Below are 13497 nucleotides of genomic sequence, written 5' to 3'. Positions count from 1 at the left end.
ACGGCCTGCGTTTCGCCATCCGCGAAGGCGGCCGCACCGTCGGCGCCGGCGTCGTGTCGAAAATCGTCGAGTAATCGGTAGGCCGGGCTTCAGCCCGGCACATCGGTGAAACTAAAGAAGGCCGTCCCAATGGGGCGGCTTTTTTTTGCCTCGAATATAGTCCTAACAAACAGTAAAGAGCTTTTGTCTTGTTAATCTCAAAAGGTCCAAACAGGTGCTTACTAGATCGCACATTGTCGAGAGTGTTCGGAACCCGAAATGGGCCGATGAGAAAAAGTCGATGATTGATTGCATCGTTAAGTTTAACCATCTCAAGAGCGAGGTGCCTTTCACTGCTAATCCCTTGGATTTTGAAGTGCATGGACGAGAGCTTTTCCAACGTTGCAAAAATGAAGAATTTGGCACTATTGCCGACTTCGATGGTGTCCCGTTGCAACAACTGACTGCAGTGGGCTTTGTGCCAGACCTACCGAATTGGTACTTCCAACAACTCATTGAAATGATAGGCGAGGCAAACGCTGAAAATCGGTCTGGGACGACGCGCGGGATCGTTCTGGTTTGGAGCGCGTTTCTTGAGCAAATTCTTGAGGGCTATGTTGAAGCTTACTTCGGTTCGCAAAAAAAACGACCATAGTACCAGGAAGCACAAAAAAAAGATGAATACACTTGGCGAGAAAATCAAAATTGCGGGCGAACTGGGATTGCTGCCAACAGAGCTCGAGCTGGATTTGAAGGCAATAAAAGAACTGAGAAATGCTGCTGCTCACAACTTGTATTTTTCGGCTTTTTCTCACATGTCGGGCCAAAAAACGAAAGCAGCGTACAACCGACTATTTTCGAGATTCGCATCCAGCGAGTACCATGAAGTCTCAGATTTGTTGTTTGTAGCGCGATTTGTTTACGGTTTTGCCTGCCAAAGCGCTTTGTTTGAAGTAGCTGTGCTCCAAGACAAGCTTTCCGATAGTCACGCGTGAAATGCATAGAGCAGAATTCCAAATTGCAGGTGGGTCTTTTGGATCGAGTGAGATTTCGTTCACAGTCCCAAAGCAGCTTTAGTTTCCATTGCCGTATTGGTGGTCGGAGAGCATTTCATTTCCCCCTTGCTAAACCCCTCACACCCCTGTAGATCGCGCGAGTTCTCTACAAGAACATCGAGGCGGGGTGATTCCCGCCTTTTGGGTTCGAAGAGGGTTGGCGATGCGCGCTTGTCCTCCTCTCAACCTCAACGCCTGATAAAAGGCTGTTATTATGCAAAGCCAAAACATCCGTATTCGGCTGAAGGCATTTGACTATCGCGTTCTGGATGCCAGCACGCAAGAGATCGTCAACACTGCCAAGCGGACCGGCGCGAACGTGCGCGGCCCGATCCCGCTGCCGAACAAGATCGAGAAGTTCACGGTTCTCCGTGGCCCTCACGTTGACAAGAAATCCCGCGACCAGTTCGAGATCCGCACGCACAAGCGTCTGCTCGACATCGTTGATCCGACCCCCCAGACCGTTGACGCGCTGATGAAGCTCGACCTCGCCGCTGGTGTGGACGTCGAGATCAAGCTGCAGTCGTAAGATCGGAGGGTATAGATTATGCGCTCTGGTATTATCGCAAAAAAAGTAGGCATGACCCGCCTGTTCATGGAAGACGGCAAGCAGATCCCTGTAACCGTTCTTCACCTGGACGGCCTGCAGGTCGTTGCACAGCGTACCGCTGACAAAGACGGCTACACCGCCGTTCAGCTGGGCGCAGGTGCTGCCAAAGCAAAACGCACCTCGAAGGCCATGCGCGGTCACTATGCCGCTGCAAAGGTCGAGCCCAAGCGTAAGCTGGCCGAGTTCCGCGTCTCCGAAGATGGCCTGATCGAAGTGGGCGCCGAGATTTCGGCAGAACACTTCCTGGAAGGTCAGAAAGTTGACGTATCGGGCACCTCGATCGGTAAAGGCTTTGCCGGTGCAATGAAGCGCCACAACTTCGGTGGTCTTCGCGCCTCGCACGGTGTTTCGATCAGCCACCGTTCGCACGGTTCAACTGGCCAGTGTCAGGATCCGGGCAAGGTTTTCAAAGGCAAGAAGATGGCCGGTCACATGGGTGCTGCCCGTGTAACCACCCAGAACCTGGAAGTCGTCAAAACCGACGCCGACCGTGGTCTGGTCTTCATCAAAGGCGCCGTTCCCGGACCAAAATCGGGCTGGGTTACCGTCAAGGACGCCGTCAAGAAGAAAGCACCGGAAGGCCTGCCTTTCCCGGCAGCCGTAAAAGGTGCTGCAACTGAAGCACCTGCGGAAGAAGCTCCCGCGGAAGGTGGTGAAGCATGAAACTTGATGTAATCAAACTGGACGGCGGCAAAGCCGGCAACATCGAGCTGGACGCCGATCTGTTCGGCCTTGAGCCGCGCGCGGACATCCTGCACCGTGTGGTCCGTTGGCAGCGCAACAACGCGCAGGCTGGCACCCACAAGGTCAAGACCCGTTCGGAAGTGTCCTACTCGACCAAGAAGATCTATCGCCAAAAAGGCACCGGTGGCGCACGCCACGGCGCTCGCTCGGCACCGATCTTCCGGGGTGGTGGCGTTTACAAGGGTCCGGTCGTGCGTTCGCATGGTCACGACCTGCCGAAGAAGTTCCGTAAACTCGGTCTGCGCCACGCGCTGTCTGCCAAAATGGCAGCTGGTGAACTGGTTGTGATCGAAAACGCCGAAGCCGAAGGCAAGACCGCTGCACTGGCCAAACAGGTTGCAAACCTGGGCTGGAAGCGCGCTCTGGTCATCGACGGGGCGACCGTGAACGAAGGTTTCCTGAAGGCGTCGCGCAACATCGAAGGTCTGGATATCCTGCCGTCGATGGGTGCAAACGTTTATGACATCCTCAAGCGTGACACTCTGGTGCTCACCAAAGCGGCTGTCGAAGCACTGGAGGCTCGTCTGAAATGAGCGCGAAGGCAGAACACTACGACGTGATCCGCAAGCCGATCATCACTGAAAAGTCGACCATGGCGTCCGAGAACGGCGCGATTGTCTTTGAAGTGGCGATCGACAGCAACAAACCGCAGATCAAAGAAGCGGTTGAATCGCTGTTTGGTGTCAAGGTGAAGGCGGTCAACACCACCATCACCAAAGGCAAAGTCAAGCGGTTCCGCGGCCAGTTGGGCAAGCGGAAAGACGTCAAAAAAGCATATGTGACCCTGGAAGAGGGTAACACCATCGACGTAAGCACCGGTCTCTGATCGGACCCGTCTTTGGGAAAAACAAAGGGCCCCTGCTGATGCAGGGGCCTTTTTTGTTGGCGCAGCTCTTCTGGCCACGTTGAACTTGGCCCGGACCTGTGCACAGTGACCTCTAGGCAGTAAGACGGGCGATATGCAGGCTGAACAGCAGGTTCGCGATTTCGGGAAAACCCGGGATGGCCAGATCGTCAAAAGCATCGATATCGGGCAGGGGGCGCTTTCGGCGCGTATCCTGACCTATGGAGCAACGCTGCAGGATCTGCGTTTGCAGGGTTTTGGGCATCCTCTGATATTGGGGTGGCCAGACATCGCAGGTTATGAAGACAGCACCGCTTATTTAGGGGCTTTGGTGGGCCGTTGTGCCAATCGGATTGCGCGCGCGTCATACAGTCTGGATGGTACAAGCCATCAACTGGATCGCAATTATTTGGGCACTCATACGTTGCACGGCGGAACGCAAGGTATGGATCGCCTGATCTGGGGAATTTCCAGCGTCACGTCGGACGCGGTCACTTTGCAGCTGACCCTGCCTGATGGCCATATGGGCTTTGGCGGCGACTTGGAACTGACGGTGACCTTCCGAGTCGAGGCAGAGGCCACATTGAGCATCGAAATGGAAGCGCGAACAACGTCGGCAAGCCTCTGCAATCTAACCCCGCATATCTATTTCAACCTCGACGGTGGCGCAGACATCCGCAAGCATGAACTAATGGTGCGCGCTGAACGCTATACCCCTGTTGACGGGGATCTCATTCCCACAGGCGAAGCGCTTAGCGTTGAGGGCACGCCCTTTGATCTGCGGTCATCGCGACCTTTGGGGGGCTGGGCATACGATCACAATTTATGCCTGTCCGATCAGCGTCTGCCTTGTCGTCCTGTGGCGACGCTGACCGGATCGTCCTCAGGTCTTTCGATGCAGCTCGAGACGACCGAGCCGGGTTTCCAGGTCTATTCCGGTGCGTCTTTGGATGAAGGTCCACGCGTTGGCTTGGGTGGCCAGCCCTACGGACCCTATTCCGGCGTTGCGTTAGAACCACAGGTCTGGCCCGATTCAATCAATCAGCAAGGGTTTCCCAGTGCGGTACTGCGCAGGGATCAAACCTATCGCCATTTTTCACGATATGTGCTTCAGAGCGAGGTTTAAGGTCAGGCGGTTCCATGGCCAGTTGGGTCGCCGGAAAAAGGACAAAAAAGCACTTTTGATCTAGGCAGAGGGTTACACCATCGACGCGAGCACCTATCTGTGATCGGATCCATCTATGGATAAGCCTGAAGGCCCCCGCGAAGGCGGAGGTTTTCTTGAGCAACAAAACCAGAGAAAATGAGCGCGACACGATCGCCTCAGCCAGAATTCGCTTGCTATGCCGGATCGGTAGTCTATGCGGTTTCTACAAACGTAAGTGACATGGCAGGCGTATGACAAAACCCTATCTCTCGACCCCGGACAAACCGGATGTGACCGCCGCGCGGGATTGGGTTACGACACTTGCCAAATACCGCGAGCCGAACCAGTGGCGCAGCTCCTTTGAGCTGGGTGTCAGCATTATCCCCTTTTTCGTGCTATGGGCGCTGTCCTGGATGTCGCTTTCGGTCAGCTATTGGTTGGCTTTTGCGATTGCCGTTCTCAACGCGGCCTTCCTGCTGCGCCTCTTTGCGATCCAGCATGATTGCGGGCACGGAGCGTTCTTCAAGAACCGGTCGGTCAGCGACTGGGTTGGGCGCGTCATCGGTGTATTGACCCTGACGCCTTATGACGTCTGGCGCCGCACGCATTCCAATCATCACAACAGCTCGGGCAATTTGGACAAACGGGGAATGGGCGATATCCACACTTTGACAGTCGCCGAGTACCGGTCAAAGACGCCCATGAACCGGTTCTGGTATCGGGTCTATCGCAACCCAATTACACTGTTTGTTCTTGGCCCCGGCTATCTGTTTCTGTTCCAGAACCGCGTCCCGCTGGGCTTGACGGGCAGCGTCAGGTTCTGGATCAGCGCGATGGGCACCAATCTTGCCATTCTGGCTGCGCTCGTGGCCGTTTACTATTTTGGCGGCCTGATGCCGGTGCTGCTGATCTTTCTGCCCTCAACCCTGATTGCCGCGACCGCGGGCGTGTGGCTGTTTTACGTACAGCACCAGTTCGAGGATACGCATTGGGACGCTGATAAGGACTGGCAACTGCATGAGGCTGCCTTGCACGGCAGCTCGCATTACATCCTGCCATCCGTGCTGCAGTGGTTCAGCGCCAATATCGGCATCCACCACGTGCACCACCTGTATAGCCGCATTCCGTTCTATCGCCTGACCGAAGTGCTGCGCGATCATGATGAGCTGGCCAATAGCAACAAGATGACCATCCGTGAGAGCCTCGCGAACGCGCGGTTGCACCTGTGGGACGAAAATAACCGCCGTTTGTTGTCCTTCGCCGAGGCGCGCGCGCTGTATGGGTGAGGGGTGCTCCGCTGGGTGGAGCACAACCAGAAAGACGTCAAGAAATCGCATGTGACCCGTGACGAGGGTAGCACCATCGACGTGCCCACCGGCCTCTGATCGGAACTGCCCTTGGGAAAAGACGAAAGCCCCCACGCAAGCGGGGGTCTTTTGTTATTTGAATGTCTGTTCTGAACCTGCTCTGTCAGATTGGCCCTGCGAAGCTGCCGTTGCTTCGAGAGCACAGAGCAGATAGGCATACACGTATGAAACATGTCCCCAAAGAAACAACGGATGAGGCCCTTATTCAGGAGTTCCTGGATAAAGGAGGCAAAGTCAGCGTCGGCAAGACCAAACCCGCGCCTGCAGAGCTGGGTTTGAGCAAGAATGTCTGGAACGCCAAGCTGACCAAGGAAGAGAAGGCCGCGCGCGACAAGAAGTGATCTTGCGAGGCCGGTTGTGTGGGCGGAAAGACTTCAAATACATATGTGCCCCTGGAAGAGGGGAGCACACATCAACGTGTCTAGCGGTCTCAGGTCGAATCCGTTTTGGGAGCGACAAAGGCCCCAGCGCTAGCAGGGGCCTTACTTTGTGAGGATTGGTACCAAGCTGTTTTTGGCACGCTGATCGTGTTTAGTAGAGGTCGCCGTCCGAAGCCTGCAGGATGTTGACCACGCCTTCGTCTATCATCTCTTGCAGAACGCTGAGCCGGTCAAAGTCTTCAGGGCTGTTGTAGTTCTGAACATGAACCATGACGATTCCTTTGACGCCGCTGTCATCTTGTAACTTCTTCATGTCGCTGGGGAACATGTGGTAGGCGCCGATGACCTTCACTTTTTCTTCCTCGGAGTCACCGCCCCAAGGTGCGTACTTGATATTCTTGCGGGTAATGCCCTCGATAAATAGCAAGTCAGCATCTTTGGCTGCATTCACCAGGCCTTCCGAGTAGTGCCCGTCGCCGCCAAAGGCGAGAACACGGCCGTCGGGTTTGGTCGTAAACCTGTAGGCGTGGGTATTCTCTAAAAACCCGTGCGCTGTCGGGAAGGCTTCGACCAGAACATTGTCATCTTCAAAAATCTTACGTCCGTTGACGTCAACATGTGGCCAGACCGGCACCCCAACTGCGGTTGCGCCGTCGAATTTCTGCACTGTCGACCCTTGTGCCATTTCGTTGCGGTCAATGCGCCATGCGTCGTTGATGCTGGCCATCATCTCGTCGACACCGGCGGGGCCGTAAACTTTCTTGTCGACGACGGCCAGGTTCGACCCGAATTTGAACGGATTCAAAATGAAAGACGGCAATCCAACGGTATGATCTTCGTGCAGGTGGGTCAGGAACATGTATTTTATGTTCGGGACGTTCATGATCGTTGCCAGATCCATTGCGTCCTGAGACTGAACCGATTTACCCAGCGCGCGCCACCAGCCTTCTCCAGCGTCAATGAAATAGGGATAGTCGTTTACGATTACCGCCAGAGCCGGGCCATAACGATAGGGGTTGGGATTCGGGTCGCCGCTTCCCATGACCAGAACTTTGGACGGCTTGTCGGTAGGCGAACGATCTAGCGGCCCTCGGTTCTCAAATATTGGCCAGTTTCCGGGCGAACTGAAGGCCGTCTTCATATTCTTCATTTGCGTGAACGGCACGTTGAGATGGTTCTGCTCTGTTGTTGCGGCACCGGCCGCAAGATTTTCTTCCCAGGTTTGCGCAGTTGCAGTTGCTGCAATGACGCAAGCTGTCGCGAGCGTTGCTGATAAAAGTTTCTTAGGCATCGTACATCCCCCTTGAGGTCTGAAAACCCTATCCATTCGAATATGTATATTGGGTACCTTATGGTATGCTCCATACCTAATAGTCTGTAAAGTACTATTTGGTATGTATGTCTTGACGGAACGCAATTTTGGCTTAAAAACAAGGCATGCGCGACACTCAAAAATCACCGCCTCTTCCTCGATATGACCGCGAAAGATGGTTAGAAACAGCCCTTAATGTCCTTGCAACTGAGGGAGGTGCGCGGCTGCGAATCGACTCTCTCGTCAAAAACCTTGGCGTGACGAAGGGCAGTTTTTATCACCACTTCAAAAATCGTGATGAGTTTGTTCGGGCGCTGATCGACTACTGGTCCAAAGAGTTTACGGAGTCGGTCATCAACGATGTCAATTCGTCCGAGGCTTCACCTTCAGAGCGCCTGTTATCGTTAACGCAATATGTAGAGTCAGAAGGACTTGATCAATTTGATATCGCTTTCCGATCCTGGGCGGCTCAGGACCCCGTTGTGGCCGAAGCCCTGAAAGAAGTCGATCGCAGGCGATATGAGTTTGTGAAGGGGGTTTTTGAGGCTATTGGATTTGAGGGTGCCGATCTAGAAATGCGGGTCAGGTTGTTTCTTGTATTTGTAAGCGCGCGCCGGTCTGTGTACACGCCCCAAAGCTCGTACGATTCAGCAAGCGAAACACTCCTGAGGCATGAATTTCTCACTAAAAAACGCTAATTGGTATACGAACCAACAAGAGGTTCTAAAGGCGCTCTTTCGATCAGGGAATAAAGGGGGAGTGAGACACATACATAATGTTTTTGATTTCTGTAGACACCCATCCCCAACACTGCTAAATGCACCCAATCTTGCGGCCTCGGATTCGTTCCGGGGCCTATGATATTTGAAACCGGGGACCTTCGGGGCCCTATACCTTTGGCACCTACGGGGGCCTATCACATAGCGGGGAAATCCCCGCACTTGCTAAACGGAAGACAGAAAGCATGGCACTCAAGTCGTACAAGCCGACGACGCCGGGCCAGCGCGGGCTGGTGCTGATCGACCGTTCGGAGCTTTGGAAAGGACGTCCGGTCAAGTCTCTCACTGAGGGTTTGACCAAATCGGGCGGCCGGAACAACACCGGACGGATCACTTCACGCCGCCGCGGCGGTGGCGCAAAGCGTCTCTACCGGATCGTTGACTTCAAACGGAATAAATTTGATGTCGCGGCAACCGTTGAACGGATCGAATATGACCCGAACCGGACCGCATTCATCGCACTGGTAAAATACGAAGACGGCGAGCAGGCATATATCCTGGCTCCGCAGCGTCTGGCTGTTGGTGACAAAGTCGTGGCATCTGCCAAGGCCGACATCAAGCCGGGCAACGCAATGCCGTTCTCGGGCATGCCCATCGGTACCATCGTCCACAACATCGAGATGAAGCCTGGTAAAGGCGGTCAGATCGCACGTGCGGCCGGTACTTACGCTCAGTTCGTTGGTCGCGATGGCGGCTACGCTCAGATCCGTCTGAGCTCGGGCGAGCTGCGCATGGTCCGTCAGGAATGCATGGCCACCGTTGGTGCCGTGTCCAACCCCGACAACTCGAACCAGAACCTCGGTAAAGCCGGTCGTATGCGCCACAAGGGCGTTCGTCCGTCGGTTCGTGGTGTTGCAATGAACCCGATCGATCACCCGCACGGTGGTGGTGAAGGTCGTACCTCGGGTGGCCGTACACCGGTTACGCCTTGGGGTAAGGACACCAAAGGTAAGCGTACCCGCAACAAAAACAAAGCGTCCCAGAAGCTGATCATCCGCTCGCGGCACGCCAAGAAGAAGGGACGTTAATCTATGTCTCGCTCTGTTTGGAAGGGTCCTTTCGTCGATGCTTATGTGCTTAAAAAAGCCGAAGCAGCGCGCGAGTCGGGCCGCAACGAAGTCATCAAGATTTGGTCGCGTCGTTCCACCATTCTGCCCCAGTTCGTGGGTTTGACCTTTGGTGTGTACAACGGCCATAAGCATATCCCCGTCAACGTCTCGGAAGACATGATCGGTCAGAAGTTCGGTGAGTATTCGCCAACTCGTACCTATTACGGTCACGCCGCTGACAAAAAAGCGAAGCGGAAGTAAGTCATGGGCAAGGAAAAGAACCCCCGCCGCGTGGCTGAAAACGAAGCAATGGCGAAAACACGCATGCTTCGCACTAGCCCGCAGAAACTGAACCTGGTTGCGCAAATGATCCGCGGCAAGAAAGTCGAGAAGGCTCTGACCGACCTGACTTTCTCGAACAAGCGTGTCGCGCAGGACGTCAAGAAGTGCCTGCAGTCCGCAATCGCCAACGCCGAGAACAACCACAACCTGGACGTTGACGAGCTGATCGTCGCCGAAGCATGGGTTGGCAAGAACCTGGTCATGAAGCGCGGTCGCCCGCGTGCCCGTGGTCGGTTCGGCAAGATTATGAAGCCGTTCTCGGAGATCACCATCAAGGTGCGTCAAGTTGAGGAGCAAGCCTAATGGGTCATAAAGTAAATCCGATCGGCATGCGCCTGCAGGTGAACCGCACCTGGGACAGCCGCTGGTACGCTGATACCAAGGACTACGGTGATCTTCTGCTGGAAGATCTGAAGATCCGTGAGTTCATCAACAAAGAGTGCAAGCAGGCCGGTATTGCCCGTGTGATCATCGAACGTCCGCACAAGAAGTGCCGCGTTACGATCCACACCGCGCGTCCTGGTGTCATCATCGGCAAGAAAGGTGCAGACATTGAAGTTCTGCGCAAAAAGCTTGCTAACATGACCGACAGCGAACTGCACCTGAACATCGTCGAAGTGCGCAAGCCCGAGCTTGACGCGCAGCTGGTTGCCGAGTCCATCGCTCAGCAGCTGGAGCGCCGGGTTTCGTTCCGTCGCGCGATGAAACGGTCTGTTCAGAACGCCATGCGTATGGGCTCTCTGGGTATCCGGGTGAACGTCGCTGGCCGTCTGGGCGGCGCTGAAATCGCACGGACCGAGTGGTACCGCGAAGGTCGTGTGCCTCTGCACACGCTGCGCGCCGACATCGATTACGCACAAGCCGAAGCGATGACCCCCTACGGGATCATTGGGATCAAGGTCTGGATCTTCAAAGGTGAGATCATGGAGCACGATCCGCAGGCACGTGACCGTAAAGCACAGGAACTCCAGGACGGCCCTGCACCTCGTGGTGCTGGTGGCGGTCGTCGCTAAGGAGGGAAAGATATGCTTCAACCAAAGCGTACTAAATTCCGCAAGATGCACAAAGGCCGGATCAAGGGTGAAGCCAAAGGCGGCTCTGATCTGAACTTTGGCACCTATGGTCTGAAAGCTCTTGAGCCTGAGCGTGTAACTGCACGCCAGATCGAAGCTGCACGTCGTGCCATGACGCGTCACATGAAGCGTCAGGGCCGTGTCTGGATCCGCATCTTCCCCGACACTCCGGTCACGGCAAAGCCGATCGAAGTTCGTATGGGTAAAGGTAAAGGTTCGGTCGACCGCTGGGCATGCAAAGTCAAGCCTGGCCGCGTGATGTTCGAGATCGACGGCGTCAATGACGACATCGCCCGCGAGGCCCTGCGCCTGGCCGCGATGAAGCTGCCGATCAAGACCCGCGTCGTGGTTCGCGAAGACTGGTAAGAGATTGGGATAAATCCCCACTCTCAGATATTGAAGCCCCCGTCAGGAAACTGGCGGGGGTTTTTTGCATTTTTCTGGGGTCGAAACAGGTTAACAGATCACAGTGTCATTTGTGTCTTGCGGCAAACAAATGAGAAAACCCCGTACCGCGAGAGAAAGCCCCCACTGGTCGTGTCGCGGGGGCTTTTTCGTTAGTACTTAAGAGAACCAGCCTTTGACTTTGCCCCATACGGATTTTTCCTCGGGCACTTCCACTGCGTTTCCGGCTACGACTTCGCTGCCCTTGAGTTCGGGCAGGGGCTCGCTTTCGAAATGCGCCTCATCTGGTTGTACGGCAGCTTTCTGAACCGTTTCGGCGGTGATCTCGGTAAAGCTGCCGATTTTGGCCAGAGTTTCCGGGCCAGCCATACCATCCGCATCCAGACTGTTGGCGGATTGAAACTCTTTCACGGCAGCGGCAGTTCCGGCACCAAAGATGCCATCCGCGCCAATGCCCAGACCCTCTTGCAGTTTTTTGACCGCATCTCCGCGAGATCCCTGACGCAGCAGGACCAGTTCATGCAGACCAAGTGCTGTAAATGTGTCGGGGCCGGAAATTCCGTCAACAGACAAACCGGCGGATTGCTGGAAATCCCGAACGGCTTTTTCTGTGCCGGCTCCAAAAATCCCGTCAGCATCGACACCAAGCTTTTCCTGAAGTCGTTTGACCGGGGCGCCGGTCAGGCCTTTTTCAATATGGACATGCTATTCCTCTCTCGCTCAAAGTCTAAGGGCCAAGCCCCTGAAGAAAACGTCTAGCAGGCTGACCATGCTGGTTCGAAGGGGAAAGTTTCCCGGTTGATAACCGGTCCTCGCATCCCAAAATTAGTTGGGGTAAGAGAACGACCATGGCACAGATTGAATCACTCTTCGTTACCCGTCTTTATCGCGCAGCCCTTTCCGAATTCGATCCCAAGATCGATCCCGAGGAAATGGTAAATTCTTGTCTTGTCATCGCCGAGGATGATGAGGCTGGGCAGGAATGGTGCGAAGAAAACGGCTATCCCGGCTACACCAGCTATGCCTCGCTGACCGATCTGCCCTGGCGGTTCCCGATCTTTGCCGATCTGGTCAAAGCGTTGGATCAGCATGTGGCAGCCTTTGCCAAGGATCTGGAGTTCGATCTGGGCGAGGGCGAATTAAAACTCGAAGACCTGTGGATCAACATTCTGCCCGAAGGTGGAATGCACTCCAGCCATCTGCACCCGCACAGCGTGATTTCCGGCACGACCTATGTGGCGATGCCCGAAGGGGCGAGCGCGCTGAAACTGGAGGACCCCCGCTCGGCCCGCATGATGGCGGCACCGACGCGGCTAAAGGGCGGGCGGCGGGATTTGCAGCCGTTCATCTATATGAAGCCGCAGGTGGGAGATGTCCTGCTGTGGGAAAGCTGGCTGCGCCATGAGGTGCCGATGAATATGGCCGAGGATGAGCGGATCAGTGTCAGCTTCAACTACAAGTGGGAGTAAGCCGCGGGTCACGACACGGCAATTGTACCAGTGTAGCGATTGCAAGACGAATGGGTGGCGCCCCTGCCAATCACTTTTCACTTCGAGTTGTCGAAAAACCTTGCAATATGTGTCGTCATGAACCATGTGAGGCACGCTTACGTTTTTCTTTTTCGACCACTGTCTCCCGAATCTTCGGCGTTCAGTCTCTCGATCCAGACCTACAACGCCGCGCTGTCGCAATTCCGCGGACAGCAATTTAATAGGAGACTACGGATATGGCCAATGGCACCGTAAAATGGTTCAACACAACTAAAGGTTTTGGCTTCATCGCACCGGAGACCGGTGGCAAAGACGTGTTTGTACACATCTCTGCTGTCGAGCGCTCGGGTCTGACCGGTCTGGCCGACGACCAGAAAGTAACATTCGACATCGAGCCCGGCCGTGACGGTCGCGAGTCGGCTGTGAACATCGCTCTGGCGTAAGTCACTCAGACTTAGACAGTTGAAGACGCGGTCTCGTGCAAACGAGGCCGCGTTTTGCGTTTGGCACAGCGGCGTTGATGTGCAATTTGCTGACCCGCGCGGTGTTGAAGAAGTCGGCTTTACGGGAAAAGATCGGTGATTGCCTTGGCCAAAAATGGAATAAACCCTTGCGTTAAGCATGCTATGGACGTCTCAGCCCCAGTTTTTTGGGGAGGGATGCTGGTAGTTTTTCTTCTGGTACTTCGACGAAATGGCTGGAACTTTCGGGAGGTTGTTATGGCAATTGTGGGATTGCGGGGCTTGCAGAAGGTCACGTCGACCGAGAAAGTTGTTTCTGTGGTCACGATAGCCGTAACCTTTTACATACTGTTGCAGGCGATAGAAGCCTGCAAACAGATATAGTTTTTACTTGGCTAGTTTGCTTGCATTGCTACGCGCCAAACTTTCCCTTGCCACCCACTGCTGAACCCCCTATAGA

At 54.9% G+C, this 13497-nt stretch carries 20 protein-coding genes; 18 read left to right on the top strand and 2 right to left on the bottom strand.

Features of this window, described 5'->3' with window-relative positions:
• The 10 genes from AC2FLA_RS19040 to AC2FLA_RS18995 form a co-directional block, all read left to right on the top strand.
• Nucleotides 1–74, top strand: a 74-nt coding sequence (locus AC2FLA_RS19040) for an EF-Tu C-terminal domain-related protein (RefSeq protein ID WP_296514147.1), incomplete at its 5' end; no start/stop codon positions are given.
• Nucleotides 75–280: 206 nt separating this feature from the next.
• Nucleotides 281–634, top strand: a complete 354-nt coding sequence (locus tag AC2FLA_RS19035) for a hypothetical protein (protein WP_496724342.1) — start codon at nucleotides 281–283, stop codon at nucleotides 632–634.
• Nucleotides 635–656: 22 nt separating this feature from the next.
• Nucleotides 657–974: a hypothetical protein gene (locus AC2FLA_RS19030; protein ID WP_496724340.1), complete on the top strand. Its 318-nt coding sequence runs from the start codon at nucleotides 657–659 to the stop codon at nucleotides 972–974.
• A 274-nt stretch (nucleotides 975–1248) separates the two neighbouring features.
• A complete protein-coding gene (rpsJ, locus tag AC2FLA_RS19025) occupies nucleotides 1249–1563 on the top strand; it encodes a 30S ribosomal protein S10 (protein WP_008756422.1) in 315 nt (104 codons plus the stop codon).
• A gap of 18 nt (nucleotides 1564–1581) precedes the next feature.
• Nucleotides 1582–2307, top strand: a complete 726-nt coding sequence (rplC, locus tag AC2FLA_RS19020) for a 50S ribosomal protein L3 (RefSeq protein ID WP_058272361.1) — start codon at nucleotides 1582–1584, stop codon at nucleotides 2305–2307.
• Complete coding sequence (gene rplD / locus AC2FLA_RS19015) at nucleotides 2304–2921, top strand: 50S ribosomal protein L4 (protein WP_050605826.1); 618 nt, start codon at nucleotides 2304–2306, stop codon at nucleotides 2919–2921. The genes rplC and rplD overlap by 4 nt, the downstream gene beginning before the upstream one ends.
• Complete coding sequence (locus AC2FLA_RS19010) at nucleotides 2918–3214, top strand: 50S ribosomal protein L23 (RefSeq protein WP_058272362.1); 297 nt, start codon at nucleotides 2918–2920, stop codon at nucleotides 3212–3214. Before rplD ends, AC2FLA_RS19010 begins: the two co-directional genes overlap by 4 nt.
• A 133-nt stretch (nucleotides 3215–3347) precedes the next feature.
• Nucleotides 3348–4358 (top strand): aldose epimerase family protein, encoded by a 1011-nt coding sequence (locus AC2FLA_RS19005; RefSeq protein WP_496724338.1) that lies wholly within the window; start codon nucleotides 3348–3350, stop codon nucleotides 4356–4358.
• Between the two features lie 272 nt (nucleotides 4359–4630).
• Nucleotides 4631–5665, top strand: a complete 1035-nt coding sequence (locus tag AC2FLA_RS19000; RefSeq protein WP_113791492.1) for a fatty acid desaturase — start codon at nucleotides 4631–4633, stop codon at nucleotides 5663–5665.
• Between the two features lie 245 nt (nucleotides 5666–5910).
• Entirely contained in the window at nucleotides 5911–6087 is a 177-nt protein-coding gene (locus AC2FLA_RS18995; protein WP_050605905.1) for a hypothetical protein, read from the top strand.
• A 190-nt stretch (nucleotides 6088–6277) separates the two neighbouring features.
• Here the strand turns inward: AC2FLA_RS18995 and AC2FLA_RS18990 are convergent, their stop codons facing one another.
• A complete protein-coding gene (locus AC2FLA_RS18990) occupies nucleotides 6278–7417 on the bottom strand; it encodes an MBL fold metallo-hydrolase (protein ID WP_496724335.1) in 1140 nt (379 codons plus the stop codon).
• 146 nt (nucleotides 7418–7563) lie between these two features.
• Between AC2FLA_RS18990 and AC2FLA_RS18985 the strand changes: the two genes are divergently transcribed.
• The 6 genes from AC2FLA_RS18985 (at nucleotide 7564) to rplP (ending at nucleotide 11047) form a co-directional block, all read left to right on the top strand.
• The gene (locus AC2FLA_RS18985) at nucleotides 7564–8136 is read left to right on the top strand and encodes a TetR/AcrR family transcriptional regulator (RefSeq protein WP_496724333.1); all 573 of its coding nucleotides are present in this window, start codon (nucleotides 7564–7566) and stop codon (nucleotides 8134–8136) included.
• A 266-nt stretch (nucleotides 8137–8402) separates the two neighbouring features.
• Complete coding sequence (rplB, locus tag AC2FLA_RS18980) at nucleotides 8403–9245, top strand: 50S ribosomal protein L2 (protein ID WP_008757664.1); 843 nt, start codon at nucleotides 8403–8405, stop codon at nucleotides 9243–9245.
• A gap of 3 nt (nucleotides 9246–9248) precedes the next feature.
• Complete coding sequence (gene rpsS, locus AC2FLA_RS18975; protein WP_010437056.1) at nucleotides 9249–9527, top strand: 30S ribosomal protein S19; 279 nt, start codon at nucleotides 9249–9251, stop codon at nucleotides 9525–9527.
• Between the two features lie 3 nt (nucleotides 9528–9530).
• Nucleotides 9531–9911, top strand: a complete 381-nt coding sequence (gene rplV / locus AC2FLA_RS18970) for a 50S ribosomal protein L22 (RefSeq protein ID WP_039538267.1) — start codon at nucleotides 9531–9533, stop codon at nucleotides 9909–9911.
• Entirely contained in the window at nucleotides 9911–10621 is a 711-nt protein-coding gene (gene rpsC / locus AC2FLA_RS18965; protein WP_113791490.1) for a 30S ribosomal protein S3, read from the top strand. The genes rplV and rpsC overlap by 1 nt, the downstream gene beginning before the upstream one ends.
• A 12-nt stretch (nucleotides 10622–10633) precedes the next feature.
• On the top strand, nucleotides 10634–11047 hold the full coding sequence (gene rplP / locus AC2FLA_RS18960) for a 50S ribosomal protein L16 (protein WP_085823145.1): 414 nt from the start codon (nucleotides 10634–10636) through the stop codon (nucleotides 11045–11047).
• Nucleotides 11048–11245: 198 nt separating this feature from the next.
• On the opposite strand, the gene AC2FLA_RS18955 is transcribed toward rplP, so the two are convergent.
• On the bottom strand, nucleotides 11246–11770 hold the full coding sequence (locus AC2FLA_RS18955) for a peptidoglycan-binding domain-containing protein (protein ID WP_496724346.1): 525 nt from the start codon (nucleotides 11768–11770) through the stop codon (nucleotides 11246–11248).
• A gap of 164 nt (nucleotides 11771–11934) precedes the next feature.
• On the opposite strand from AC2FLA_RS18955, the gene AC2FLA_RS18950 reads away from it, so the two are divergent.
• Both AC2FLA_RS18950 and AC2FLA_RS18945 read left to right on the top strand, forming a co-directional pair.
• Nucleotides 11935–12555 carry a 2OG-Fe(II) oxygenase family protein gene (locus AC2FLA_RS18950; RefSeq protein ID WP_496724331.1) on the top strand — a complete coding sequence of 207 codons (621 nt, stop codon included), beginning with the start codon at nucleotides 11935–11937 and terminating at the stop codon, nucleotides 12553–12555.
• A 257-nt stretch (nucleotides 12556–12812) separates the two neighbouring features.
• Nucleotides 12813–13019, top strand: coding sequence for a cold-shock protein (locus AC2FLA_RS18945; RefSeq protein WP_010437077.1), 207 nt, complete (start codon nucleotides 12813–12815; stop codon nucleotides 13017–13019).
• The last annotated feature ends 478 nt before the right edge of the window (nucleotides 13020–13497 follow it).

The organism is Ruegeria sp. CDSA033 (assembly GCF_059612305.1).
The sequence above is the reverse complement of the archived record's forward strand: the minus strand, read 5'-3'. Positions and strand labels throughout refer to the sequence as shown.

Bases quoted from the DNA above. Each gene is read 5' to 3' on its own strand.
- AC2FLA_RS19035 (WP_496724342.1), top strand. From the start codon at position 281: ATGATTGATTGCATCGTTAAGTTTAACCATCTCAAGAGCGAGGTGCCT.
- AC2FLA_RS19030 (WP_496724340.1), top strand. From the start codon at position 657: ATGAATACACTTGGCGAGAAAATCAAAATTGCGGGCGAACTGGGATTG.
- rpsJ (WP_008756422.1), top strand. From the start codon at position 1,249: ATGCAAAGCCAAAACATCCGTATTCGGCTGAAGGCATTTGACTATCGC.
- rplC (WP_058272361.1), top strand. From the start codon at position 1,582: ATGCGCTCTGGTATTATCGCAAAAAAAGTAGGCATGACCCGCCTGTTC.
- rplD (WP_050605826.1), top strand. From the start codon at position 2,304: ATGAAACTTGATGTAATCAAACTGGACGGCGGCAAAGCCGGCAACATC.
- AC2FLA_RS19010 (WP_058272362.1), top strand. From the start codon at position 2,918: ATGAGCGCGAAGGCAGAACACTACGACGTGATCCGCAAGCCGATCATC.
- AC2FLA_RS19005 (WP_496724338.1), top strand. From the start codon at position 3,348: ATGCAGGCTGAACAGCAGGTTCGCGATTTCGGGAAAACCCGGGATGGC.
- AC2FLA_RS19000 (WP_113791492.1), top strand. From the start codon at position 4,631: ATGACAAAACCCTATCTCTCGACCCCGGACAAACCGGATGTGACCGCC.
- AC2FLA_RS18995 (WP_050605905.1), top strand. From the start codon at position 5,911: ATGAAACATGTCCCCAAAGAAACAACGGATGAGGCCCTTATTCAGGAG.
- AC2FLA_RS18990 (WP_496724335.1), bottom strand. From the start codon at position 7,417: ATGCCTAAGAAACTTTTATCAGCAACGCTCGCGACAGCTTGCGTCATT.
- AC2FLA_RS18985 (WP_496724333.1), top strand. From the start codon at position 7,564: ATGCGCGACACTCAAAAATCACCGCCTCTTCCTCGATATGACCGCGAA.
- rplB (WP_008757664.1), top strand. From the start codon at position 8,403: ATGGCACTCAAGTCGTACAAGCCGACGACGCCGGGCCAGCGCGGGCTG.
- rpsS (WP_010437056.1), top strand. From the start codon at position 9,249: ATGTCTCGCTCTGTTTGGAAGGGTCCTTTCGTCGATGCTTATGTGCTT.
- rplV (WP_039538267.1), top strand. From the start codon at position 9,531: ATGGGCAAGGAAAAGAACCCCCGCCGCGTGGCTGAAAACGAAGCAATG.
- rpsC (WP_113791490.1), top strand. From the start codon at position 9,911: ATGGGTCATAAAGTAAATCCGATCGGCATGCGCCTGCAGGTGAACCGC.
- rplP (WP_085823145.1), top strand. From the start codon at position 10,634: ATGCTTCAACCAAAGCGTACTAAATTCCGCAAGATGCACAAAGGCCGG.
- AC2FLA_RS18950 (WP_496724331.1), top strand. From the start codon at position 11,935: ATGGCACAGATTGAATCACTCTTCGTTACCCGTCTTTATCGCGCAGCC.
- AC2FLA_RS18945 (WP_010437077.1), top strand. From the start codon at position 12,813: ATGGCCAATGGCACCGTAAAATGGTTCAACACAACTAAAGGTTTTGGC.